This is a genomic window from Rhodococcus sp. NPDC056506, from assembly GCF_042794945.1.
In the GTDB taxonomy this organism is placed as follows: Bacteria; Actinomycetota; Actinomycetes; order Mycobacteriales; family Mycobacteriaceae; genus Rhodococcus_F.
On record NZ_JBHTSW010000063.1, the window covers coordinates 1 to 22,323 of the forward strand.

Here is a 22,323-nt window from a genome sequence, read left to right on the forward strand (position 1 = left end):
ATTTTTCTTTTTTTTAGGGGTTGTCCCCCACGCTTCTATCTTTTTGTGGGGGTTTGGTGGGCCCGGCCCCCCCGGCCCCCCCCCCCCGAACCCGCTCAGGCGTTCTGTTCTTTGCGCCTGGCAAGAATTGCCGCGAGCGCCCCACCGACCGCTCCGAGCACCAGCGCCGTCGGTACACCGATCTTGGCGGCCTTTCGTCCGGTGCGGAAATCGCGAACTTCCCAACCGCGGTTCTTCGCGAGTTCACGAAGATCTGCGTCGGGATTGATCGCCACGGGCGTCCCCACCAACGAGAGCATCGGAACGTCGTTGTGGCTGTCGGAGTAGGCGGAACAGCGCTTGAGATTGAGTCCTTCACGTACGGCCAATGTCCGCACGGCGTGAGCCTTGCCCATACCGTGCAGGATGTCGCCGACGAGTCGGCCGGTGAAGACGCCGTCCTCACTCTCGGCGACGGTGCCCAAGGCGCCGGTCAGTCCCAGTTTCTCGGCGATCACCTGAGCCAGTTCGACCGGAGTCGCCGTCACCAACCACACCTGCTGTCCGGCGTCGAGGTGCATCTGAGCCAACGCCCTCGTGCCTGGCCAGATCTTGTCGGCGATGACCTCGTCGTAGATCTCCTCGCCGAGGCGGGCGAGTTCGGCGGTGGATCGGCCGGCCACGAAGGACAGTGCTTTCTCGCGGCCTTCTGCGACGTCGTCACTGCTTTCTCTGCCGGTAACTCGGAACTTGATCTGCTTCCACGCGAAATCGACCAGATCCGAGGTCTTGAGATACTTGCGAGCAGCGAGACCCCGGGCGAAGTGGATGATCGATGCACCCTGCACCATGGTGTTGTCGACGTCGAAGAATGCGGCGGCCGTGAGGTCGCGCGGAACAGTCGGCGGCTCTTCGCCGGTTTCGGGTTCTGTGGGGTTGGCAGCTTCGTGCAACGCCAGGGCTGCATCGGCACTCGCCTCGCCGGCGAGATTGGCTCGAACTTCCGACTCACTCGGGCCCAGCGGATTCTTCACATGGCGACGCCCGGGGAGTATGACCCCGGCCAGCCCTGATCCGAATCCGGAGCCGTTCGGTAGTGATCGCGCAGGCACCCGCACCTCCCGTGTTGCACTCTCGAGCAGAGAACTCTTCGAGTCAGCCTATCCTCCGCGATGAGGCCCGATGGGTTGGATGGCGACCTTCCCTGTGGTGTGTGACGTTCCTCTCCGCCGATTTGGTATCGAGTGGGGCTCTGGAGGCACACTCGACCGATCAAGTGGATGGCATCCCAGCAGAAGAAAGGTATGCGTCGATGACTGCAGCTACGCATGAAGTAACCCTGTTGACACGCACAGGATGCGCGTCCTGCGTCGGCGCGGCGGAGGTACTACGACGGGTCTGTTCCGAGTTCGAGCTGGAATTGACGTGCATCGACGTAGACGAAGCTGCCGCGACCGATCCAGAGCTGAGAGCGGAGTACGGAGACAGATTGCCGGTCATTCTTCTCGACGGACGCGAGCACGGTTACTGGGAAGTTGACGAAGAACGCCTTCGCGACGATTTACGCAAGTAAGGCAACCCTCAAAGTTGTGCGCGGAGCCGCTTTGCAGGTGAACGGCACATCGCACCCGTCTCGAGCAACTTTGTGCATGGGTTCACAAGCGGTTACCGTGGTGTGAACATTCCCCCGGAGCATCGTGGAGGTCGACAGTCGTGTCGACCGGACGAGGAGCCAGCGACGTGACCGAACCGCACCAGACGCATGAGCCTGTGGCTCAGCGCGTCACCGGCGCTGCGGGCTCTTCTGTCACCGACGCTGCCAGCGCCTCGGTCACCGACCCGATCGCTCAGGATCGCGTCATCCCCCAGGCTACGGTGACGCGCTTGGCCGCATACCTGCGGGTCCTCGGAGTGATGTCCGACCGGGGTACCTCCATCGTCTCGAGCGAGGAACTAGCCCAGGCGTCAGGCGTCGGATCAGCGAAATTGCGTAAGGACCTGTCGTTCCTCGGGCCCAACGGCGTCCGCGGCGTCGGGTACGACGTCAACAGGCTCCGCATCCGCATCGAGCGTGCACTCGGACTCGATCGTGGGCACAAGGTCGTTCTCGTCGGCGTCGGAAACCTCGGCAAGGCGCTGGTCGGCTACGGCGGATTCAGCCGCCGCGGTTTCGAGATGGTCGGACTCTTCGACAGTGACGCAGATCGAATCGGAAGCAGAGTCGGCGATCTCGTCGTGCGCAGCACCGAGGAACTGACTGTCGCCTGCCGCGAACTGAACGCGACCATCGGCGTCATCTCCACACCGGACGAGGCAGCGCAGGGCGTGTGCGACCAGTTCGTCAGCGCCGGGCTGCGCTGCATCATGAGTTTCTCGCCGATCGCCCTCGACGTTCCTGATCACGTGGAACTGCGGCGCGTCGATCTGGCCGTCGAGATGCAGGTTCTCTCCTTCAACAGTGCGCGCAATGCCGATCAGGCATCCAGCGCGCCGCGAGTACGCGTGGCTCACGCCGCATCCGCTTCGTCAGTTCCATCCACCAGTTCACCCGCTCCGGTCGGAGCAGGTTCGACAAGAAACGGATCAGTGATCGCGCCGTGAGTGTTCTGCTTGTCGGGGTCTCGCATCGAACCGCGCCCGTCCCGGTGCTCGAGCGAGTAGCTGTGACCGACACCGATCGTCCGAAGCTGATCGACAAGCTTCTGGCGTCCTCGCACATCTCCGAAGCGATGATCGTCTCCACCTGCAACCGGGTGGAGGTCTACGCGGTGGTGGACGCATTCCACGGTGCTCTCACCGAAGTCGGTGAGATCCTGGCCGATCATTCGGGTCTCGACCTGACAGCGCTGCACGCTCACGCTTACGTCCGCTACAGCGAAGCCGCGGTCGAACACCTCTTCGCGGTGGCCAGTGGCCTCGACTCGATGGTGATCGGCGAACAGCAGATTCTCGGCCAGATCCGTTCGGCCTACGCATCTTCGGATGCGCAGCAGGCCGCTGGACGCGTCGTCCACGAACTGGCTCAGCAGGCACTGCGCGTCGGTAAGCGAGTGCATTCCGAAACCGGAATCGACTCCGCCGGAGCGTCAGTCGTGTCCGTGGCTCTCGATCGGGCAGCCGGCATCATCGGCGAGGGCGGCCTGGTCGGCCGCACTGCCGTGGTCGTCGGGGCCGGCTCGATGGGCGGTCTGTCCGTCGCGCACCTCACCCGCGCCGGAATCGAACGCATCGTCGTCGTCAACCGGACGCAGGAACGCGCCGAGCACCTCGCCGAGACGGCACGCTCCAACGGCGTCGACGCCGACGGTGTTGCCTTCGACCAGCTTTCGGCCGCGATGGCGCAGGCCGATGTCATGGTCACCTGTACCGGCGCGGTCGGGGCAGTGGTCACCCTGGCGGATGTGCACCTCGCACTCGCCGAGCCCGATCGCGACAACACCAAGCACCTGGTCATCTGCGACCTCGGGCTGCCGCGCGACATCGATCCCGCCGTCGCCGGCCTGCCGGGTGTCACCGTCCTCGACATGGAGACGCTGCAGCGTGATCCGGCGGCAGGCGCCGCCGCTTCCGACGCAGATGCCGCACGCACCATCGTTGCCGGTGAGCTTGCGACGTACCTCGCGGGACAGCGTCTCGCCGAGGTCACTCCGACCGTCACGGCTTTGCGTCAGCGCGCCGCCGACGTCGTCGAAGCCGAACTGATGCGGCTCGATTCGCGTCTGCCCGGCCTGGACGATCCGCAGCGCGACGAGGTTGCGCGCACCGTGCGCCGCGTCGTGGACAAGCTTCTCCACGCCCCGACCGTGCGCGTCAAGCAACTGGCGTCGGCCCCCGGCGGCGACTCCTACGCAGCAGCGCTGCGCGAACTCTTCGAACTCAGCCCCGGATCTCCCGCGGCCGTGGCCACACCCACCGATCTGGTGGACGGCGACCGCACTGGAAGGGACCTGCAGGCATGAGCGTCACCACCCCGCAATCGGGGAGCCCGCTGCGGATCGGCACTCGCGGAAGTCTTCTCGCGACCACCCAGGCCGGAACCGTGCGCGATGCCCTCATTGCAGCCGGACATCCCGCCGAGTTGGTCATCATCAAGACCAAGGGCGATCAGTCCACCGATCCCGTCCAGAAGATCGGCGTCGGAGTATTCACCGCTGAGCTTCGAGAAGCCTTGCTGGACAACCGCGTCGACGTCGCAGTGCATTCCTACAAGGACCTGCCGACCGCGCAGGATCCACGTTTTGTCATCGCTGCGATTCCGCCGCGTGAAGATCCGCGCGACGCGCTCGTCGCCCGCGACGGTCTGGTCCTCGGCGAGCTTCCGGCCGGTTCCAAGGTGGGAACCTCGGCGCCGCGACGGGTTTCACAGCTGAAGGCACTCGGGCTCGGCCTCGACATCGTGCCGCTGCGGGGCAACCTGCAGCGTCGCCTCGGCAAGGTCGAATCCGGTGAACTCGACGCCGTGATCCTCGCCCGCGCCGGCCTGTCCCGGATCGGCTTGCTCGATCTCATCACCGAGAACATCGAGCCGGTACAGATGCTCCCCGCTCCGGCGCAGGGCGCTCTGGCCGTCGAATGTCTTTCTGCCAATACGGAATTGGCAGCAATTCTGGCCGAGCAGGACGACGCGGGTACCCGAGCGGCCGTCACTGCCGAGCGTGCACTTCTCGCCGAGTTGGAAGCCGGCTGCACCGCGCCGGTCGGTGCGATTGCGGAAATCGTCGAATCCCTCGACGACGACGGCAGAATCTTCGACGAACTGTCGGTACGCGGCTGCGCAGCCGCCATCGACGGCTCGGACGTCATCCGTACCGGCGCCGTCGGTGCGCCGGACAAGGCCGAGGAACTCGGCCGAGCGGTAGCGCGCGAGTTACTCGAACTCGGCGCCCGAGAGTTGATGAACGTGACTACAGGCGAGGCAGCCGATGTTTGACGCCCCACTTTGCACTTGCACCAAGTTCCCATTTCGATACAGCGCACTGGAGAATCACCGATGACCCGAGTCCGAAAGAACACTCCCGGACGGATCCTGTTCGTGGGATCGGGACCGGGCGACCCCGCCCTGCTCACCGTTCGCGCACGTGACGTCCTCACCGGCGCCGCAATGGCATTCACCGATCCGGACGTCGACAAGGGCGTCGTCGCGCTCGTCGGCATCGACATGGGTCGCGACGAGGAGACCGGCGAGCTGATCGCGGACGTGCGTCCGGCACTCGGTGAGCCGGCCGAGGTCGCAAAGACATTGGTGCACGAGGCCAAGAACGGCCACGACGTCGTGCGTCTGGTCTCCGGTGACCCGCTGACCACGGATTCCGTGATTGCAGAAGTCACCGCGGTCGCTCGCACGCAGGTTCAGTTCGAGGTCCTCCCCGGTCTTCCGTCCGGTTCGGCAGTGCCGAGCTACGCCGGCATGGCGCTCGGCTCGGGTCACACCGAGGCCGACGTTCGCGGTGAAGTCGACTGGGCTGCTCTGGCCGCTGCGCCGGGACCGTTGGTTCTGCACGCGACGTCCGGACATCTTGCCGAGACCGCCAGCGCGCTGGTCGAGAACGGTTTGGCTCCGCAGACCCCCGCTGCCATCACCGTCCGCGGCACCACTCGTCAGCAGCGAACCGTCGAGGCAACTCTCGCGACGCTCAACGAAGCCGGATCCGAACTGGTGGGCTCGCTGATCGTCACCGTCGGCAAGGTTGTCGCGCAGCGCAACAAGATGTCGTGGTGGGAATCGCGCGCTCTGTACGGCTGGACCGTCCTCGTGCCGCGCACCAAGGATCAGGCCGGCGAGATGAGCGACCGTCTGGTCACTCACGGAGCCATCCCGATCGAGGTTCCGACCATCGCCGTCGAGCCGCCTCGCAGCCCGGCTCAGATGGAGCGTTCGGTCAAGGGTCTCGTCGACGGTCGTTACCAGTGGGTCGTCTTCACTTCCACCAATGCTGTTCGCGCAGTGTGGGAGAAGTTCGAAGAGTTCGGTCTCGACGCTCGCGCCTTCTCCGGTGTGAAGATCGCCTGCATCGGCGAAGCAACCGCAGCCAAGGTTCGCTCGTTCGGCATCAACCCCGAGCTGATCCCGACCGGTGAGCAGTCCAGCGAGGGCCTGCTGGCCGAATTCGCGCCCTACGACGACGTTTTCGATCCGGTCAACCGGGTTCTGTTGCCGCGCGCGGACATTGCGACCGAAACCCTTGCCGAGGGCCTGCGCGAACGCGGTTGGGAGATCGACGACGTCACCGCCTACCGCACCGTCCGGGCAGCGCCGCCGCCGGCCGAGACCCGCGAGATGATCAAGACCGGTGGATTCGACGCCGTCTGCTTCACCTCGTCCTCGACCGTGCGCAACCTCGTCGGCATCGCCGGCAAGCCGCACGCCCGCACGTTGGTCGCGTGCATCGGCCCGAAGACGGCCGAAACTGCCATCGAGTTCGGTCTGCGCGTCGACGTGCAGCCCGAGACCTCGCAGGTGGGACCGCTGGTGGAGGCTCTCGCCGAGCACGCAGCTCGTCTGCGCGCCGAAGGTGCCTTGCCACCCCCGCGTAAGAAGTCTCGAAGGCGCTAGCGCACCCGTGAGTGGTTGAGGAGTCTGTGGGCTCCTCAACCACTCACAGGTCCCGACGAAGGAGGGCCCCTTCCGTGTTTCCCACTCATCGCCCTCGCCGGCTCCGGCGCACGCCTGCGCTCCGGCGGCTCGTGGCAGAGACCTCGCTCGAACCCCGGCACCTCGTGTTGCCGATGTTCGTCGCCGACGGCATCGACGCTCCGCGTGAGATCAGTTCCATGCCAGGCGTTTTCCAGCACACCCTCGATTCGTTGCGGTCCGCCGCGGTGGAAGCGGTGGAAGCCGGCGTCGGTGGCCTGATGCTCTTCGGTGTCCCCAAAGCGGAGGACAAGGACCCGCAGGGTTCCGGTGCCTCCGATCCCGACGGCATCCTCAACGTCGGATTGCGCGCTCTGGCAGACGAACTCGGTGATTCGACGGTCATCATGGCCGATACCTGCCTCGACGAGTTCACTGATCACGGCCACTGCGGTGTGCTCTCTGCCGACGGTGCCGTCGACAACGACGCGACCTTGATCCGATACGTCGAAATGGCTCTCGCACAAGCTGAATCGGGTGCTCACCTGCTCGGACCCAGTGGCATGATGGACGGCCAGGTGGCTGCAATTCGAGGTGCGCTCGACGCATCCGGGTATGTCGAGGTCGGCCAGCTCGCCTATGCCGCGAAATATGCGTCAGCGTTCTACGGGCCGTTCCGTGAAGCCGTTGGATCCTCTCTGCAAGGTGACCGTCGTACGTATCAGCAGGACGGTGCCAATCGCCGCGAGTCGATGCGCGAAGTAGACCTCGACATCGCCGAGGGCGCCGACATGGTGATGGTCAAGCCTGCGATGTCCTACCTCGACATTCTGCGTGAGACCGCCGACCGGTCTCCGGTTCCGGTCGCGGCGTACCAGATCTCGGGGGAGTACTCGATGATCACGGCCGCCGCGCAGAACGGGTGGATCGATCGGAATGCTGCGATTCTCGAATCGCTCACCAGCATCCGCCGCGCCGGTGCCGACGTGGTCCTCACCTATTGGGCGTCGGAAGTCGCCGGATGGCTGTGACGGTGTCACTCATGGTGTCTGTGACGGTGCCACGCATGGTGGCTGCGCCCGTATCGACCGATACGCTGGTGTCATGACCGAGCAGTGGCCGCCGTCGCGCCAGGAACCGCCCCGCCGGGAACCTCCCTACGAGAACCAGCCGTTCGAGAACCAGCCGTACCGCGAACTCGGACCGATGCCAACCGGTCAGATCCCGGGATACGGCCCCGGTTACAACGGATACCCGGGACCTGCGCCGAAACCCGAGCCGCCGACGGACGTCGTGACTGCGATTCAGTTGTGGTGGGCTGTGACGGCCCTGGGGTTGGTCCAGGGCGGCGCGATGATCTGGATGCTGCTCGGGCAGAAGTCGATGTTCGTCGACGAGATGCTCAAGAACCAAGCGGCTGTCGACGCGGGCCTGACGCGCTCCGACGTGGACGGTATGTTCCCACTGGTCATCGTGTTTTCCGCGGTGCTGGTCGTGATCGTCACCGCGGTGTTCCTTCTGTTTGTGCGCTCGATGAGTCGCGGCAAGAACTGGGCTCGAATGTTGCTGACATTCTGTGGTGTCTTCATGCTGGTCTCCGCGATCCCGGTGATCTTCGGGCTCGGCGGCGACGGCGGCGCGGCCACGCTGCTGTTCGGCGGAGCGGAAATCCTGCAGGCAGTCGCTGCTGTCGGCGCGATTGTGATGATGCACCGAAAAGAGTCCAATCCGTACTTTCTTCGTTTCCCCCCGACGGGGAACCGGTAGGTAGCTCGGGGTACTGTGAAACGGGTCACTGCAGTAGTAGGGGAGAGGTCGCACGCGATGAGTTCTCAGGAAGCCCTGCGCACAGAAAGCACCCACGACGCGCCACTGCGCCAACGTGGTTCACGCACCGAAGTGATCTTGTTCGCGATCCTCGGAGCCTCGGTTCTGGTGACACTCCTGGTGCTCATGATTCCGGGCATCGTCAGCGGATAGCGCACACTTGAACCCGTGAGTATCTCTACGAAGGTCAGGCGCCCGACAGCCGTCGAGGCAGCATTTTGGCTGTGGATCGCCAGCGCGTTCCTACTCATACTCTTCGGCCTGATCAACGTCACCAGCGCGTCGTATTCGCTGCGTGAGCAGTTCACCGATCAAGGCATATCGGCCGGAAACATCGACATCTACGTCACCTTCGTGCGGGTGTCCGGCCTGGTTCTGCTGTTGACCGGTCTCGCGATCGGCGGCCTCGCCGGTCCCACGCGCGCCGGAAAACCTCTCTGTCGACGAATCCTGGTGATCGTCTCGGGAGTGTTCGCGGTGCTGCAGATCGCGCTGGTGGTGGCCGGGATCAGTACCGTGCTCGCGCTTGTCGTTCCCGTCATGTTGATCTGTGCCTGCATTGCGATCTACCGAGACACCACACGAAGTTGGTTTGCCCGTGGCTGACCGTGCTCCTGAAAGCGGCCCGGACGTTCTCTACTACGAGCCGGGTTCGCGGTGGTGGGCCGTCGCGTTCGGTCCGATCTTCTGCCTGATCGCCTTGGTCATCGAACTGTTCACCGGCCCCGTCGTGCATTGGTTCGGTCTGGCGATGTTCGCTGTGATTCTCACCGGATTGGTGTACGTGCAGGTGATTGCCGCGCGCCGGCATGCGAGCGTACTTCTGACCGCGACTACTTTGCGTCAGGGAACCGAAGAGGTGCCGATCACCGAGATCGCCGAGGTGTTCCCAGAGTCCGACGACGCGGCCTACGAGGACGAAATGGAACCGTGGGAAACGGCACGTGCACTCGGTGAGCTGTCCGGAGTGCCGAGGCGTCGGCACGGTATCGGCTTGCGTCTGACCACCGGGGGATTGGTGCGGGCGTGGGCGAAAGACGATCGGGCACTTCGCGAGGCGTTGAGCCAGGTTGTCACGGTTGGTGTCGAACCGGACGGGTCTGCCGATGACTGAGTCGCAGCCATCTCCGCTTGCCGACGGGAAGACGTGGATCGGTGTCCTCGGCATCGTCGCCGCCACGATTCTGGCGATCGTGTGCTGGCGGTCGGGTACGACGACTACCGACTTCGGCCCGATCTTGGAGGGCGCTCCGCCGTTCGAGAGCACGCACTACGACGGCCTCTGGATCTCGGGTGCCGGACTGTCGATTCTGGTCGCGGGGCTGATGGCCATCGATGTCGTGCGCCGGGTCCGGGTGGGCTTCGTCGCATCCCGCTAGCCCTCATACGGGTAGGGGGTATAGTTGCGGTATGAGTAGTTACAGCCCCGAGCAGGACGATCTGCTCAAGCGCCTTCGTCGTATCGAAGGTCAGGTAGCCGGAATCTCGCGCATGGTCGCAGACGACCGGTACTGCATCGACGTGCTCACCCAGGTGTCCGCTGCGACGAGCGCGCTGCAGTCGGTATCCCTGAAGCTTCTCGACGCCCACCTCGCAGGTTGCGTCGTCGAAGCTGCCAAGCAGGGTGGTCCGGAAGCGGACGTCAAGATCAAGGAAGCACAGGCGGCTATCGCTCGTCTCGTTCGTTCTTGAGGTGCCGGTCCGTCACTGTGTGATGGACCGCGCAAGCGCCCGGGCGGAGAAGTTCACGAAATGCTCGGGCGTGATTTCCTTGGCGATGTTGACGACGATGGTGTCCGACAGACCTTTGAGCCCGGAGAGCACGACGTGGATCAGCGCAGGGTCGTCGATCAGCCGACTTCCTTCGGCTGCAGCAGCTTCGGTGAGCGCTCGAATCAACGCCGAGTTGAAGACCGCGACGGATGCGTGAAGTTCCCGCATGCTCTCTCGGTCGGATCCGGCCATGCCTTCGATGTCGCGCCAGGTGGTGGTGAGTCGACCCACCCGTGCCCAGTGCCGAGCAAACTCGGAAATCATGGACGCGAGCAATGCGCTCAGTCCCTGCTCGCGGGGGAGCGAGTTCACGAAATCAGCCATTTCCAGCTGACTTTCGCTCAAGAGGGCTGCGAAGATGTCCTGCTTGTCGACGAAGTACTGGTAGATCAGCCCAGTGCTGGTGCCGGCTCGTTTGGCGACCGCGCGGATCGTGAGCGCGGAGTAGCCACCCTCGTCCAGTAGCGAGATCGCCGCGTCGAGTGTTCGGCGCCGACGCACTTCGGCGTCGCCGTAGATCGACTTGCTGCTGGTACTGCTCATTTGATCACCGTAGTCGCGGTGGTCGGCATCCTCAATTCACATCGAACACTGTTCGTTGTCGAACGCCGCACTCAATTGAATGTGATGTAGATCATAGAATGAACATTGTTCGAAATAGAATGAACATCGTTCATTCTGGTGTTACGGTATGGCGCAGACCACATCGAGGCCAGTGCAAAGCGCTGGACACTCTGCGGTCGGCCTGACCTTTCTTCCCGTATCGATCGGGAGGTCTACACAGTTGTGGAGTACCTATGACACGCACCAACGATGAACGCGCGGCGATCGACATCGCCACTGCGGCGGGAGAACTTCTGCTCGAACACCGGAAATCTCTCGGCGAAAACGACGGTGATGCCGCGACTTTCAAGAACGCCGCCGATCGGCTCAGTCACGAATTCATCGTCGCCGAACTTGCCCGACGCTTTCCTGCGGATGCGGTGCTGTCGGAGGAAGGCGCCGACGACCTCGCGAGGCTGGCTGCGGATCGAGTGTGGATCGTCGACCCGCTCGACGGCACCCGTGAATTCGGTGAAGCCGGCCGATCGGACTGGGCCGTTCATGTCGCACTGACCGAAAACGGTGTCCTCACAGCGGGTGCGGTCGCAATGCCTGCCCTCGGCGTCACCTATTCGAGCAGCGATGATCGAACCGGGCGGGATGCCGCGACGCCGGCTCGAGTCGTCGTATCGCGGACGCGTCGTCCGGAACCGGTCATGCGCATGGCCGACTCGATGGGCGCGGAGTTGATCGAAATGGGATCCGCCGGAGCCAAAGCAATGGCGGTCGTCTCGGGTGACGCGGACATCTATGCCCATGCGGGCGGGCAGTACGAGTGGGATTCGGCGGCGCCGGTCGCTGTCGCACGCGCTGCGGGACTGCATGTTTCACGTATCGATGGCAGCGAACTTCGCTACAACCAGGAAAACCCGTGGTTGCCGGATCTGCTGATCTGCCGACCAGAACTCGCCCCGAAAGCACTGGAGGAACTGGGCCGATGACCACGACACTGACTCATCTCGAACGGCTCGAAGCCGAGAGCATCCACATCATGCGTGAAGCTGTTGCGCAGAGCGAGAACCCGGTGATGTTGTACTCGGTGGGCAAGGACTCCGCCGTGATGCTGCATCTCGCGCGTAAGGCCTTCTACCCGTCGAAGCTGCCGTTTCCGCTTCTGCACGTCGACACGACGTGGAAGTTCCGAGAAATGTACAAACTTCGTGACAGTACCGCTGCTGCAGGCGATCTCGATCTGATCGTCCACACCAATCCGGACTGCGTGAAGCAGGGGATCAACCCGTTCACTCACGGATCCGCGGTGCACACCGACATGTGGAAGACCGAGGGCCTCAAACAAGCCCTCGATCACTACAAGTTCGACGCGGCATTCGGCGGCGCCCGCCGTGATGAAGAAAAATCCCGCGCCAAGGAACGGATCTTCTCGATCCGATCGGCTGCGCACCGCTGGGATCCCAAGCAGCAGCGACCGGAGTTGTGGCGGATGTACAACGTCCGAAAAGCGCCGGGTGAAAGCCTGCGCGTTTTCCCGCTCTCGAACTGGACCGAGCTGGATGTGTGGGAATACATACGCCAGGAAGAGATTCCGATCGTTCCGCTGTACTTTGCCGACAAGCGTCCCGTCGTCGAACGCGATGGCGCACTGATCATGGTCGACGACGACCGGATGCCGTTGCTGCCGGGAGAAACTCCGGAACTCAAGAGTGTTCGTTTCCGCACCCTCGGCTGCTATCCGCTGACCGGCGCTGTCGAGTCGACCGCCACCAGCTTGACCGAGATCATCTCGGAAATGTTGCTCACCACCACTTCCGAACGCCAGGGACGGGTCATCGACCACGACTCCAGTGCGTCGATGGAAAAGAAGAAGCAAGAGGGGTACTTCTGATGACTGTTTCCTCGGATCTGATCGCTGACGACATCGAGACATACCTCGAGCGTCACGCGAACAAGAGCATGCTGCGATTCATCACGTGTGGCAGCGTCGACGACGGCAAGAGCACCCTGATCGGCCGTCTGCTCTACGAATCGAAGCTCGTCTTCGACGACCAGTTGACGGCGCTCGAAGCGGATTCACGCAAGAGCGGCACCCAGGGGGAGGGGCTCGATTTCGCGCTCCTGGTCGACGGTCTCGCTGCCGAACGTGAGCAGGGCATCACGATCGACGTCGCCTACCGCTACTTCACGACCGAGCGTCGCAAGTTCGTCGTCGCCGATACTCCGGGGCACGAGCAGTACACCCGAAACATGGTGACCGGCGCGTCGACCGCCGATCTCGCGGTGATCCTTGTCGACTCCCGCAAAGGCATTCTGACTCAGACCCGTCGGCACTCGTATCTCGTGTCGTTGCTTGGGATCAAGCACGTGGTTCTTGCCGTGAACAAGCTCGACCTCGTCGACTACTCGCAAGAGGTCTTCGATGCCATTACCGCGGACTACACGGCCTTCGCTCACGAGATCGGGCTGGACGGATTCGTCGCCATTCCGATGTCGGCATACATGGGTGACAATCTCACCGAGCGCAGTGCGAATACCCCGTGGTACTCCGGGCCCAGCCTGATCGAGCATCTCGAAAGCGTGGACATCGACGATGCTGCCGCCGCGGCTCCGTTCCGGATGCCGGTGCAGTGGGTGAACCGGCCGGACCTCGACTTCCGGGGATTCTCCGGCCAGATCGTTTCCGGCACCGTATCTCCCGGAGATCCCATCCGCGTGCTCCCCAGTGGGAAGACGTCCACCGTCGAGCGCATCGTGACCATGGGTGGTGACCTCGACGTTGCCGGTGCCGGCCGCTCCGTCACCATCACGCTCACCGACGAGATCGACATCAGCCGCGGCGACGTGCTCTCCATCGGTGACAATCCGCCGGCCGTCGCCGATCAGTTCGAGGCCTGCATCGTCTGGATGGGTGAGGCTCCCATGCTGCCTGAACGGCCGTTCCTGTGCCAGATCGGTACCGTCACTCTCACCGCACGCATTACCAAACCGAAACACAAGATCAACGTCAACACACTCGAAAAGACCGCAACGACTACTCTCGAGCTCAACGAAATCGGTGTGTGCAACATCAGTTTCGATCGGCCCGTCCCGTTCGATCCGTACGTGGGCAACCGCGACACCGGTAGCTTCATCCTCATCGACCGTCTTACCAACGGCACTGTCGGTGCGGGCATGATCACGCACTCGCTGCGTCGATCGGACAACATTCACTGGCAATCCGTCGACGTCGACGTGGCCGCGCACACCAGGCTCAAGGGACACCAACCCGCAGTTCTGTGGTTCACAGGTCTCTCCGGTTCGGGAAAGTCGACTATCGCCAACGACGTCGAGCGTCAACTGCACGCACTCGGCGCGCACACCTACCTCCTCGACGGAGACAACGTCCGTCACGGGTTGAATCGAGACCTCGGATTCACCGAAGCCGACCGCGTCGAGAACATCCGCCGCGTCACCGAGGTCACCCGCCTGATGGCGGACGCGGGTCTGATCGTCCTCGCGTCCTTCATTTCACCGTTCGAGGCCGAGCGTCATGCCGCCCGTGAATTGATCGGCGACGACCAGTTCGTCGAAATCTTCGTCGACACCGCTCTTGCCGTCGCAGAGGAGCGAGATCCCAAAGGTCTGTACAAGAAAGCTCGACGTGGGGAGTTGGTGAACTTCACCGGAATCGATTCGCCGTACGAAGCGCCGCAGAACCCCGACATTCACATCGACACCAGTGTCACGACGACCGAGGACGCTGCGATCGCGATCATCGATTACCTCCGCGCCCGCGGAACCATCTCTTGATCCGACTGACCACGAGGAAATTCCATGCCTGACAGAGCTGAAATAGTTTCTGCTGTAGAAGATTACGTCAAGTATCTCGGAAGTCACGACGTCGACGGCCTGGTTGCGCTGTTTGCACCCGACGCAGTTCAACACGAACCGCTCGGGGTCCAGACCTACCGCGGGATCGACGAGATTCGCGCATTCGATACCGCGAACGCGCAGGTCGACTTCACAGTGAGTCTGCTCGGCCCGATTTCGGTGACGGGAAACTACGCGGCCATGCAACTTCGGGTGCAGCGAGTCGGTATCCCCGACTTCGCTGCCACCGACCTGTTCGAGTTCGACGAGAACTGCAAGATCACCTCTCTGAGCGTGGTTCTCGATCCGCAGGCGCTGTGCTGACCTGTCACGGCCTGCTGGCAGACAAGGTGGTCGTCGTCTCGGGAGTGGGCCCGGCGCTGGGTCGCTCGATTGCGCTGCAGAGTGCGGCGGCCGGAGCGAAAGTTGTCCTGGCTGCCCGTACACCCGAGCGCTTGGAATCGGTGGCAACCGAGATCCGTGATCGCGGCGGAATTGCACTGGCCGTTCCGACCGATCTCACCGACGTCGACTCGATCACGTCGCTGGCGGAGACAGCGGTCGCCGAGTTCGGTGCCGTGGACTGCCTTGTGAACAATGCATTCGTCCAACCGGCCCAGGTCCCGCTCCTCGACGCTGATTTGGCGTCCATCCAGTCGGGTATCGACATCAACCTGCTTGCGGCGTTGAATGTCACACGCGCGTTTGTGCCCGCATTGACCGAGGCACAGGGGTCCGTCGTGATGGTGACGTCCATGGTGCTGCGCAATCAGCTTCCCGGGTTCGGGGCGTACCGCATCATGAAAGCCGGCCTCCTGGCAATGGCGCGAAGTTTGTCGATCGATCTCGGACCCAAGGGGATTCGAGTGAACTCGGTTGCGCCCGGCTACATCTGGGCGGACTCGGTCAAGAACATGTTCGAGAAAAAGGCGGCGGCAGCAGGAGTCGACCCCAAGGTGATCTACGACGAGATCGCAGCGGGCGCCGATCTGCGCCGGCTACCAGAACCCGACGACATCGCCAATGCCGTCGTCTTCCTCCTGTCCGATGCGGCCAGAGCCGTCGCCGGGCAATGTCTCGACGTCAACTGCGGTCACACCCACCACTGAACCCATCCCCCAAGGAATTACAGATGACACAGGATTACGACGGCATCGGTTCCATCGATGACCTGCACCAGGCTGCGCGCGCGGACACCGGGTACGAAAACTTCGGCAGCGAAGGCTATCTCGAAGGACTTCGAGTTCTCCTCGAGTCGTTCCAGAACGAGGCCGACCTCACTCCTCACGGCAAGGTGATCGCTCGCAAGATGATCGTCGGAGCGCTCGCGGGTCGCCTGACCAGTGAGGCCGGATTCGCGAAATATCCAGAGCACGTCGACGTTCCGATCGAACGCCCGATCTTCGTGGTCGGGTTGACCCGCACCGGCAGCACCGCGCTGCACCGCTTGCTCGGTGCCGACCCGGCGCATCAGGGCGCCGAGATGTGGCTCGCCGAGTCGCCGCAGCCTCGCCCCGAGCGCGACAAGTGGTCGGAGAACGCAGACTACGTTCGCTCCGACGCCTTCTACCGTGCGCGCCAGCGCAACGAGGCGGACCTGATGAAGGTGCATTTCATGGGGGCAGAAGAGGTCGAGGAATGTTGGCGTCTGCTGCAGCAGACGATGCTCTCGACCGCGTTCGAGACGGTGGCGTACGTGCCGAGTTACACCCGGTGGCTGGCGGAGCAGGACTGGACCGAAACATATGCGCGGCACAAGAAGAACCTGCAGTTGATCGGGCTGCACGACCAGGACCGACGGTGGGTGCTCAAGAGCCCGAGCCATGTATTCGCGATCGACGAGATCATGTCGGTTTATCCGGATGCACTGTTCGTTCGGACCTTCCGGGACCCGTTGACGTCGATGGCGTCCACCTTCAGCCTTGCCGAGCAGGGCGGACACGACATGTCGAAGGCCTTCGACCGTCCGGCTATCGGGCGCACCCAACTCGACCTGTGGGCGAGAGGGAATGCGAACTTCAACAGTGCCCGTAGCCGTTACAACTCCGATCAGTTCATCGACGTCGACTACAAGGACTTCATCTCCGATGCAGTCGGCACCGTCGAGAAGATCTATGCACAGTTCGCCCTGCCCTTCACGGACGAGGCTCGCGCCGCGGTGGAGGCGTCACACCAGGCGAGCCTTGCCGAGCATCGTCGTCCGTCGCACCGCTATTCGCTCGAGGAGTTCGGCGTGAGCGCTGCCGACGTCGAAGCGAAGTTCGCCACCACACCCTGAAGCCCTGACCGAAACAAGGAGATTCACATGAATGCTGTTTGGGAAAAGTTCTGCGCAGATCTGCTCGAGGTCGGAAAGGTCCTGGAAGACGAGATCGTCCCTCAGGACCCGCTGACCCAGGCCGAGGGCGTCCGCTATCTGAGTCGGTTGCTTCGGTACGGCACGATCAACTGTGTCGAGTACACCGATCCACGCTGGCCACAGTTCTCGTCGGCTCCGAACCCGAACATGATGACGAAGATCGGTGCCGACAACCCGGACAACGTCTACATGCGCGCCAACATTTCCGGTCAGTACAACTACCGGATCATCGGCACCCGAGGCACTGTCCCGTTGATCACCTTCGGCTCGCGCGTCAATCGGTACCACATCGACGGCACCATGCTGCAGACCGGCGATCTGCATATCCAGGACCTCGACGTCGACGAGAACGGCCGTTTCGAGTTCATCGCGAGCGTCGACAAGCCCGCTGAGGGGGCTTGGCTGCCTTTGGCGCCCGACAGCAACCTCATCTCCGTTCGGCAAACTTACAAGGATCGGCGCAACGAGGTCATCGGTGATCTGACCATCGAATGCCTGAACCCGGACGGGGAGTTCGTCCCGCTGACTCCGGAAGAGATCGGCGAGCGCCTCACCAAGTCCGTCGGGATCGTGAAGGGGATGGCGGAGACCTTCCTGGAATGGTCGCGCAAATTCCAGCCGCACACCAACGAGATCTTCGACTGGGGACAGGACTACTTCCAGGACGCCGGCGGCGATCCGACGATCTTCTACTTCCACGGCTACTGGAAGCTCGCCGAGGACGAGGCGTGGGTCATCGAGACCGAGGTTCCGAACTGCGAGTACTTCAACTTCGTGCTGCAGAACTTCTGGGTCGAGTCTCTCGACTACAACCGCACGAACATCTACATCAACAACCACACCGCGAAGCTCAACGACGACGGCACCATGACGATTGTCGTGGCGGCGAAGGATCCGGGCTACGGCAACTGGATCGACACCGATTCGCACGCCGAGGGGACTTGGGCGCTGCGCTGGATCAAGGCGGACTCGCACCCGATCCCGACGTCGAAGGTAGTCAAGATCTGACCCGCTGCCGAGATTGGGAACGTATGTACACCAAGAAGAATCGGTTCGTCCCTCGATTTGTCGCGCTCGGGCTTGCCGGTGCCCTGTTGTTGGCCGGGTGCGCCTCCAGCAGTGGGGGCACCGCAGGATCGGATTCACCGGGCAGTAGCGGCGCAGCGGGTTTCGTGGGAGCTCGAGATACGGGGGAGCGGATCGACGGAGGTCTTCTCACCTTCGGGTCTTATTCGTTCCCTTCCTCACTGGACCCCACTAGAACTCAAGCCGCCGGTTCGACCGGCGGAACCGAAATGGCCGCGATTTACGACACGCTGGTGCGCAGCGACTCCGCCAGCGGGAGCTTCGTGCCGAAACTTGCGAAGTCACTGTCGGGCAACAGCGACTTCACCTCGTACACCGTCACTTTGGCTGATGGTCTGACCTTCAGTGACGGAAGCCCGCTCGACGCGGAAGCGGTGAAGTGGAGTATCGAACGATTCGTGGCAGGTAAGGGTGATGTATCGCAGACCTGGCTCAACATCGTGGAGCGGATCGAGACACCCGACGCCACCACTGTCGAATTTGTGCTCGAGCGGCCCTGGCGACAATTCCCGGCACTGTTGTCGCTCGGCCCCGGAATGATCGTTGCGCGAAGTTCCGACGCAGAGACAGTGGGAGGGGAAAAAGCGTTCACTCCGATCGGGGCGGGCCCGTTCACCTTGGCCAAGTTCGCGCCGCACGAAGAACTGGTACTCGCCGCACGCACGGATTATCAGGGCGGCAAACCGCCACTGGACACACTGCGGTTTGTCCCTACCTCGGGTGCACAGTCTCAGTACGAATCGCTGAAGAGCGGTCAGATCGACATGACGTACATTCTTCGCGACGAGGCCGTCATCAACCAAGCTCTCGACGACGGATACTCCGGCTACCTCAGTCCGACCGGACAGAACGGGATCGGCACGATCAACAACCGGGCGGGCAAGCCCGGAGCCGATGTGCGCATTCGTCAGGCGATCGCCTACGGGGTGGATCCGGCGGCGATCAATACCCGTGCGAACAACGGATTGGGCACCGCCAGTTCCGAACTGGTCCCGCAGACATCACGTTGGTTCAACAACACCGCAGGCATCCCGTTCGATCACGTGAAGGCAAAGGCGCTGCTCGATCAAGCGAAGTCCGACGGGTACGACGGGAAACTCCGCTACCTCACCACCTCGGAGCCGAGCCAGCAGGCGACGGCACTGACGGTTCAGGCGTCGCTGAACGCGATCGGTTTCGACGTCACCATCGACTACGCCACCGATGTGACCGACCTGGTCCGACGGGTATACAAGGACCACGATTTCGACATGACCAGAGGTGGCGCTCCAGTCGGCGAAGAAGCGCCGTACCTCAATGTGTACAACAGTATGGCCAGTGATTCGAAGAACAACCCGTCGGGCTTTGCGGACCCGGAGATGGACGCACTGATCACGGCTTTGCAGACTGCACCGTCGGACGACGCTGTCCGTGATGCGATCAGCAAGGTGCAGGAGTACGCCAATGTGACTGTTCCTTACGTGATCTGGGGTCCCGCATCGGTGTTGACCGCATGGGACGGCAATATTCACGGCGTCGAACGCAATATCACCGACATCATGTTCTTCGACGAAGCCTGGACGTCGTCGAAGTGAGTTCCTCTGAACGGAAGGGTGTTTCGACGTGCGAATGACGAAATGGTGTAGCGGCGAAATGGTGGAACGATGAAGTGGTCGTTGGCGGGCGCGATGATCGACGCTCTGGAACTGTGCGAATTGGCCCAGGTTGCAGAAGAGGTGGGGTTCGACGGTATCGCGATGCCGGATTCCGTGTTCTATCCCGAGCAGGTGTCGGCGCCGTATCCGTACACCGCTGACGGGAAGCGGATGTGGGCGCCCGAGACTCCGATGCCTGATCCGTTCATTGCGATGACGGCAATGGCGGCCGTCACGTCGCGAATTCAGTTTTACACCAACGTGTTCAAACTCCCACTGCGTGATCCTTTGTTGACGGCAAAGCAGGTCTCGACCATGGCAGTGATGTCGCGAAATCGCATCGCACTCGGCATCGGTTTGTCCTGGATCCCCGAGGAATTCACCTTTACCGGGACCGAGATGCGCACCCGCGGTGCGCGTACCGACGAAGCCATCGAGATCATCAAGGCCGTGTGTGCGGGACGTGGACCCGAATGGATCGAATACCACGGCAAGCACTACGAGTTCGACGCTCTGATGATCAGTCCTGCTCCGGAGATTGCGGTTCCGATCTACATCGGTGGGCACAGTGAACCGGGATTGCGCCGCGCAGCCAGGCTGGCCGACGGTTGGATGTCGGTGAACACGACCAAAGCCGAATTGGCCTCCGCCATCGATCGCCTCATGGAATTGCGGGTCGAGTACGGTCGTGCCGATATTCCTTTCGGCGTCAACGTCTCGCCGACTGATGTTCGTGATCTGGACGGATATCGCGAACTCGAGACTCTCGGAGTCACGGAAATCAGAGTGTCGCCGTGGTATCGCTACGGAGTTGATGCCGGTGATCGTCAGGGAAGACTCGACTCCATTCGACGGTTTGCCGACGAGGTCATCGCTCAGTACTGATCGATCAGCGTCTGCATCGCCCGGCCGTAAAGCTTTGCCAACTGATCTCGATCTGCCGACTGAGGGATGCTCTCGTCGCTGAGAGCACTCAACAATCCGGACACCTGGGCGGAGACCAGGAGCGCGCGGGTGTATGCGTCTTCGCCTTGGAGACGAGCCGAGAGATTGGTGGCGAATACTCCGGTCATCTCGCGCAGCCGCTCCCGGATGCGTGGACTGTCCGACGCCCGCATGAGCGCCGTGTACACCGACAGCATCCGGGCGTCGGCCTTACCCAGGACGAATTCTGCGATCCGCTCACCGAGGGTGTCGATCGGGCCGTCGAACTGGCCTTCGAAGTAGCCGGCGACCGGCGTGGTTTCCAGGAACAGTGCTTCTTTGGATCCGAAATGCCGGATGACCAGGGCCGGATCGATACCGGCAACCTTGGCGATGGCGCGAACTGACGTGCCACCGAACCCGTGCTCGCCGAACAGTTGGAACGCTGCCGCGCGAATCGCCTCGGACGTCGAGGGCTGCTCTCGTTCTGTGAATGTCACGACACCGACCTGTGTGCTCGCTCGCCGACCTCGTTGTCAACGCTGTTGACTATAACGTGTCAACAGTGTTGACTGTTGAGTCTGTCAACGGTGTTGACAGCTAGATGCGGTTAGTGAAGAGAGCGTGGAATATGACAGTTACCGACGTCCGGGTGCCCAGCGAAGAGGTTGTCGATCCGCCGACCAATTGGAAGATGGTGGGCAGTGGACTCGCATTTCCGTTGTTCTTCGTCATCATGTTCTGCCTGTGTTACGTCAGCGCCTTCCACTCACCGATGCCGAATCAGGCACCGATCGTGGTGGTCGGTTCACCATCCGTCACGGCTCCGCTGATCGAGGGAATCGAAGCTACGTCAGGCGACAAGTTCGACATCGTCGCCACCGACAACGCCGCCGACGCTCTCGCTCGTATCGACAACCGCGACGCCATCGGCGCCATCGAAATCGGTGACACCGTGACCGCGCACATCGCAACCGGTGCAGGGGCCTCGACGGTTTCCGTGGTGAGCGGCTTAGCCCATTCCGTCGCGGAGCAGACGGGGCAGCAGGTCACCGTGATCGACTCGGCGCCTGTCACGGCGCGCGACTCCTCGACCGTCGGGCTCTTCTACTTCCTGATCGTCTGCACCCTCGGCGGCTACCTGACCATCACGGTGCTCAGTCAGGTTGCTCCGAGAATGCGCCTGCGAGAGCAGTATTCGATCCTGGCCGGCGCGGCGATTCTCACCCCGCTCATCGCGTTCGGCATCACCAGTATTTTCATGCACGCCTTCGGCGCGTCGTTCAGCCAGATCCTGCAACTGCTGGGGATCTCGATGCTCTACACGTTCACCGTCGGCGCGGTGAGCATCCTGCTGAATCGACTGCTCGGACAGGCGGCGATCTTTGCAGTGCTGACGGTGCTCGTTTTCATCAACTTCCCGAGCTCGGGTGGCGCCATCCCGGTGTCGTTCCTGCCGGGATTCTGGCAGCACATCCATTGGTTCTGGCTCGGATCAGCGGCCATGGAGCCGATTCGGTCCGTCATCTACTTCGATGGCAACGGCGCCGGACCGCACCTGCTCGTTCTGGGAATCTGGCTCGTCGCGGCACTCGGCCTGACCGGACTGCTTGCCTCACGCCAGTCCAAAAAGGCAGCAGCGCACTGAGTGTGGTGGGGGGGGGGGGGTGGGGCCCCCCCCCCCCCCCCACCAAAAACAAGACCAATGAAACCCAAAACCACCCCGACCCCCCCCCCCAAAAAAAACGGACCCCCCCCCAAGG

Annotated in this window: 25 protein-coding genes; 22 read left to right on the forward strand and 3 right to left on the reverse strand. The window is 62.6% G+C overall.

Features of this window, described 5'->3' with window-relative positions; genetic code table 11:
* Positions 1 to 95: 95 nt before the first annotated feature.
* Positions 96 to 1,091 carry an HAD family hydrolase gene (locus tag ACFQ6H_RS28365; protein WP_378638147.1) on the reverse strand — a complete coding sequence of 332 codons (996 nt, stop codon included), beginning with the start codon at positions 1,089 to 1,091 and terminating at the stop codon, positions 96 to 98.
* Positions 1,092 to 1,291: 200 nt separating this feature from the next.
* Here ACFQ6H_RS28365 and ACFQ6H_RS28370 point away from each other — a divergent pair, with 200 nt between their 5' ends.
* The 12 genes from ACFQ6H_RS28370 to ACFQ6H_RS28425 all read left to right on the forward strand — a co-directional run bounded on the left by ACFQ6H_RS28370 (position 1,292) and on the right by ACFQ6H_RS28425 (position 10,069).
* Positions 1,292 to 1,552: a glutaredoxin family protein gene (locus tag ACFQ6H_RS28370; protein ID WP_020906776.1), complete on the forward strand. Its 261-nt coding sequence runs from the start codon at positions 1,292 to 1,294 to the stop codon at positions 1,550 to 1,552.
* Positions 1,553 to 1,692: 140 nt separating this feature from the next.
* Positions 1,693 to 2,580, forward strand: coding sequence for a redox-sensing transcriptional repressor Rex (locus tag ACFQ6H_RS28375; protein WP_042923244.1), 888 nt, complete (start codon positions 1,693 to 1,695; stop codon positions 2,578 to 2,580).
* Entirely contained in the window at positions 2,577 to 3,938 is a 1,362-nt protein-coding gene (locus tag ACFQ6H_RS28380; protein ID WP_378537542.1) for a glutamyl-tRNA reductase, read from the forward strand. Before ACFQ6H_RS28375 ends, ACFQ6H_RS28380 begins: the two co-directional genes overlap by 4 nt.
* Positions 3,935 to 4,909 carry a hydroxymethylbilane synthase gene (gene hemC / locus ACFQ6H_RS28385; protein WP_378447131.1) on the forward strand — a complete coding sequence of 325 codons (975 nt, stop codon included), beginning with the start codon at positions 3,935 to 3,937 and terminating at the stop codon, positions 4,907 to 4,909. Before ACFQ6H_RS28380 ends, hemC begins: the two co-directional genes overlap by 4 nt.
* Positions 4,910 to 4,969: 60 nt before the next feature.
* On the forward strand, positions 4,970 to 6,532 hold the full coding sequence (locus ACFQ6H_RS28390) for a bifunctional uroporphyrinogen-III C-methyltransferase/uroporphyrinogen-III synthase (protein ID WP_003941969.1): 1,563 nt from the start codon (positions 4,970 to 4,972) through the stop codon (positions 6,530 to 6,532).
* Positions 6,533 to 6,606: 74 nt separating this feature from the next.
* The gene (hemB, locus tag ACFQ6H_RS28395; RefSeq protein WP_378650163.1) at positions 6,607 to 7,581 is read left to right on the forward strand and encodes a porphobilinogen synthase; all 975 of its coding nucleotides are present in this window, start codon (positions 6,607 to 6,609) and stop codon (positions 7,579 to 7,581) included.
* 73 nt (positions 7,582 to 7,654) lie between these two features.
* On the forward strand, positions 7,655 to 8,317 hold the full coding sequence (locus ACFQ6H_RS28400; protein ID WP_378650165.1) for a hypothetical protein: 663 nt from the start codon (positions 7,655 to 7,657) through the stop codon (positions 8,315 to 8,317).
* Positions 8,318 to 8,374: 57 nt separating this feature from the next.
* On the forward strand, positions 8,375 to 8,530 hold the full coding sequence (locus ACFQ6H_RS28405; protein WP_019744371.1) for a hypothetical protein: 156 nt from the start codon (positions 8,375 to 8,377) through the stop codon (positions 8,528 to 8,530).
* Positions 8,531 to 8,545: 15 nt separating this feature from the next.
* A complete protein-coding gene (locus tag ACFQ6H_RS28410; RefSeq protein ID WP_378447134.1) occupies positions 8,546 to 8,983 on the forward strand; it encodes a hypothetical protein in 438 nt (145 codons plus the stop codon).
* Positions 8,976 to 9,491, forward strand: coding sequence for a hypothetical protein (locus ACFQ6H_RS28415; protein ID WP_378447135.1), 516 nt, complete (start codon positions 8,976 to 8,978; stop codon positions 9,489 to 9,491). The genes ACFQ6H_RS28410 and ACFQ6H_RS28415 overlap by 8 nt, the downstream gene beginning before the upstream one ends.
* Positions 9,484 to 9,756, forward strand: coding sequence for a hypothetical protein (locus ACFQ6H_RS28420; RefSeq protein WP_378650167.1), 273 nt, complete (start codon positions 9,484 to 9,486; stop codon positions 9,754 to 9,756). The genes ACFQ6H_RS28415 and ACFQ6H_RS28420 overlap by 8 nt, the downstream gene beginning before the upstream one ends.
* A 31-nt stretch (positions 9,757 to 9,787) precedes the next feature.
* On the forward strand, positions 9,788 to 10,069 hold the full coding sequence (locus ACFQ6H_RS28425; RefSeq protein WP_003942012.1) for a metal-sensitive transcriptional regulator: 282 nt from the start codon (positions 9,788 to 9,790) through the stop codon (positions 10,067 to 10,069).
* 12 nt (positions 10,070 to 10,081) lie between these two features.
* Here the strand turns inward: ACFQ6H_RS28425 and ACFQ6H_RS28430 are convergent, their stop codons facing one another.
* Entirely contained in the window at positions 10,082 to 10,693 is a 612-nt protein-coding gene (locus ACFQ6H_RS28430) for a TetR/AcrR family transcriptional regulator (protein ID WP_378537550.1), read from the reverse strand.
* 254 nt (positions 10,694 to 10,947) lie between these two features.
* On the opposite strand from ACFQ6H_RS28430, the gene ACFQ6H_RS28435 reads away from it, so the two are divergent.
* From ACFQ6H_RS28435 to ACFQ6H_RS28475, 9 genes are all read left to right on the forward strand, one after another.
* On the forward strand, positions 10,948 to 11,694 hold the full coding sequence (locus ACFQ6H_RS28435) for a 3'(2'),5'-bisphosphate nucleotidase CysQ (protein ID WP_378650169.1): 747 nt from the start codon (positions 10,948 to 10,950) through the stop codon (positions 11,692 to 11,694).
* Entirely contained in the window at positions 11,691 to 12,596 is a 906-nt protein-coding gene (gene cysD / locus ACFQ6H_RS28440) for a sulfate adenylyltransferase subunit CysD (protein ID WP_138869752.1), read from the forward strand. Before ACFQ6H_RS28435 ends, cysD begins: the two co-directional genes overlap by 4 nt.
* Positions 12,596 to 14,497, forward strand: a complete 1,902-nt coding sequence (gene cysN, locus ACFQ6H_RS28445) for a sulfate adenylyltransferase subunit CysN (RefSeq protein ID WP_378650171.1) — start codon at positions 12,596 to 12,598, stop codon at positions 14,495 to 14,497. The genes cysD and cysN overlap by 1 nt, the downstream gene beginning before the upstream one ends.
* 24 nt (positions 14,498 to 14,521) lie before the next feature.
* Positions 14,522 to 14,881 (forward strand): nuclear transport factor 2 family protein, encoded by a 360-nt coding sequence (locus tag ACFQ6H_RS28450; RefSeq protein ID WP_378537558.1) that lies wholly within the window; start codon positions 14,522 to 14,524, stop codon positions 14,879 to 14,881.
* Positions 14,875 to 15,666 carry an SDR family oxidoreductase gene (locus tag ACFQ6H_RS28455; RefSeq protein WP_378650173.1) on the forward strand — a complete coding sequence of 264 codons (792 nt, stop codon included), beginning with the start codon at positions 14,875 to 14,877 and terminating at the stop codon, positions 15,664 to 15,666. Before ACFQ6H_RS28450 ends, ACFQ6H_RS28455 begins: the two co-directional genes overlap by 7 nt.
* Before the next feature lie 23 nt (positions 15,667 to 15,689).
* The gene (locus tag ACFQ6H_RS28460; protein ID WP_378650175.1) at positions 15,690 to 16,835 is read left to right on the forward strand and encodes a sulfotransferase family protein; all 1,146 of its coding nucleotides are present in this window, start codon (positions 15,690 to 15,692) and stop codon (positions 16,833 to 16,835) included.
* Positions 16,836 to 16,862: 27 nt separating this feature from the next.
* Entirely contained in the window at positions 16,863 to 17,924 is a 1,062-nt protein-coding gene (locus ACFQ6H_RS28465; RefSeq protein WP_378650177.1) for a DUF1214 domain-containing protein, read from the forward strand.
* A 23-nt stretch (positions 17,925 to 17,947) separates the two neighbouring features.
* Positions 17,948 to 19,576, forward strand: a complete 1,629-nt coding sequence (locus ACFQ6H_RS28470) for an ABC transporter substrate-binding protein (protein ID WP_378650181.1) — start codon at positions 17,948 to 17,950, stop codon at positions 19,574 to 19,576.
* A 69-nt stretch (positions 19,577 to 19,645) separates the two neighbouring features.
* A complete protein-coding gene (locus ACFQ6H_RS28475) occupies positions 19,646 to 20,521 on the forward strand; it encodes a TIGR03619 family F420-dependent LLM class oxidoreductase (protein ID WP_378548608.1) in 876 nt (291 codons plus the stop codon).
* Here the strand turns inward: ACFQ6H_RS28475 and ACFQ6H_RS28480 are convergent.
* On the reverse strand, positions 20,512 to 21,060 hold the full coding sequence (locus tag ACFQ6H_RS28480; RefSeq protein ID WP_378537572.1) for a TetR family transcriptional regulator: 549 nt from the start codon (positions 21,058 to 21,060) through the stop codon (positions 20,512 to 20,514). The two genes, ACFQ6H_RS28475 and ACFQ6H_RS28480, sit on opposite strands and share 10 nt — an antisense overlap.
* Before the next feature lie 131 nt (positions 21,061 to 21,191).
* Here ACFQ6H_RS28480 and ACFQ6H_RS28485 point away from each other — a divergent pair, with 131 nt between their 5' ends.
* The gene (locus tag ACFQ6H_RS28485) at positions 21,192 to 22,208 is read left to right on the forward strand and encodes a hypothetical protein (RefSeq protein WP_378650179.1); all 1,017 of its coding nucleotides are present in this window, start codon (positions 21,192 to 21,194) and stop codon (positions 22,206 to 22,208) included.
* Positions 22,209 to 22,323 lie beyond the last annotated feature (115 nt).

Bases quoted from the DNA above. Each gene is read 5' to 3' on its own strand.
- ACFQ6H_RS28370 (WP_020906776.1), top strand. From the start codon at position 1,292: ATGACTGCAGCTACGCATGAAGTAACCCTGTTGACACGCACAGGATGC.
- hemC (WP_378447131.1), top strand. From the start codon at position 3,935: ATGAGCGTCACCACCCCGCAATCGGGGAGCCCGCTGCGGATCGGCACT.
- ACFQ6H_RS28390 (WP_003941969.1), top strand. From the start codon at position 4,970: ATGACCCGAGTCCGAAAGAACACTCCCGGACGGATCCTGTTCGTGGGA.
- ACFQ6H_RS28400 (WP_378650165.1), top strand. From the start codon at position 7,655: ATGACCGAGCAGTGGCCGCCGTCGCGCCAGGAACCGCCCCGCCGGGAA.
- ACFQ6H_RS28405 (WP_019744371.1), top strand. From the start codon at position 8,375: ATGAGTTCTCAGGAAGCCCTGCGCACAGAAAGCACCCACGACGCGCCA.
- ACFQ6H_RS28420 (WP_378650167.1), top strand. From the start codon at position 9,484: ATGACTGAGTCGCAGCCATCTCCGCTTGCCGACGGGAAGACGTGGATC.
- ACFQ6H_RS28425 (WP_003942012.1), top strand. From the start codon at position 9,788: ATGAGTAGTTACAGCCCCGAGCAGGACGATCTGCTCAAGCGCCTTCGT.
- ACFQ6H_RS28430 (WP_378537550.1), bottom strand. From the start codon at position 10,693: ATGAGCAGTACCAGCAGCAAGTCGATCTACGGCGACGCCGAAGTGCGT.
- ACFQ6H_RS28435 (WP_378650169.1), top strand. From the start codon at position 10,948: ATGACACGCACCAACGATGAACGCGCGGCGATCGACATCGCCACTGCG.
- cysD (WP_138869752.1), top strand. From the start codon at position 11,691: ATGACCACGACACTGACTCATCTCGAACGGCTCGAAGCCGAGAGCATC.
- cysN (WP_378650171.1), top strand. From the start codon at position 12,596: ATGACTGTTTCCTCGGATCTGATCGCTGACGACATCGAGACATACCTC.
- ACFQ6H_RS28450 (WP_378537558.1), top strand. From the start codon at position 14,522: ATGCCTGACAGAGCTGAAATAGTTTCTGCTGTAGAAGATTACGTCAAG.
- ACFQ6H_RS28460 (WP_378650175.1), top strand. From the start codon at position 15,690: ATGACACAGGATTACGACGGCATCGGTTCCATCGATGACCTGCACCAG.
- ACFQ6H_RS28465 (WP_378650177.1), top strand. From the start codon at position 16,863: ATGAATGCTGTTTGGGAAAAGTTCTGCGCAGATCTGCTCGAGGTCGGA.
- ACFQ6H_RS28470 (WP_378650181.1), top strand. From the start codon at position 17,948: ATGTACACCAAGAAGAATCGGTTCGTCCCTCGATTTGTCGCGCTCGGG.
- ACFQ6H_RS28475 (WP_378548608.1), top strand. From the start codon at position 19,646: ATGAAGTGGTCGTTGGCGGGCGCGATGATCGACGCTCTGGAACTGTGC.
- ACFQ6H_RS28485 (WP_378650179.1), top strand. From the start codon at position 21,192: ATGACAGTTACCGACGTCCGGGTGCCCAGCGAAGAGGTTGTCGATCCG.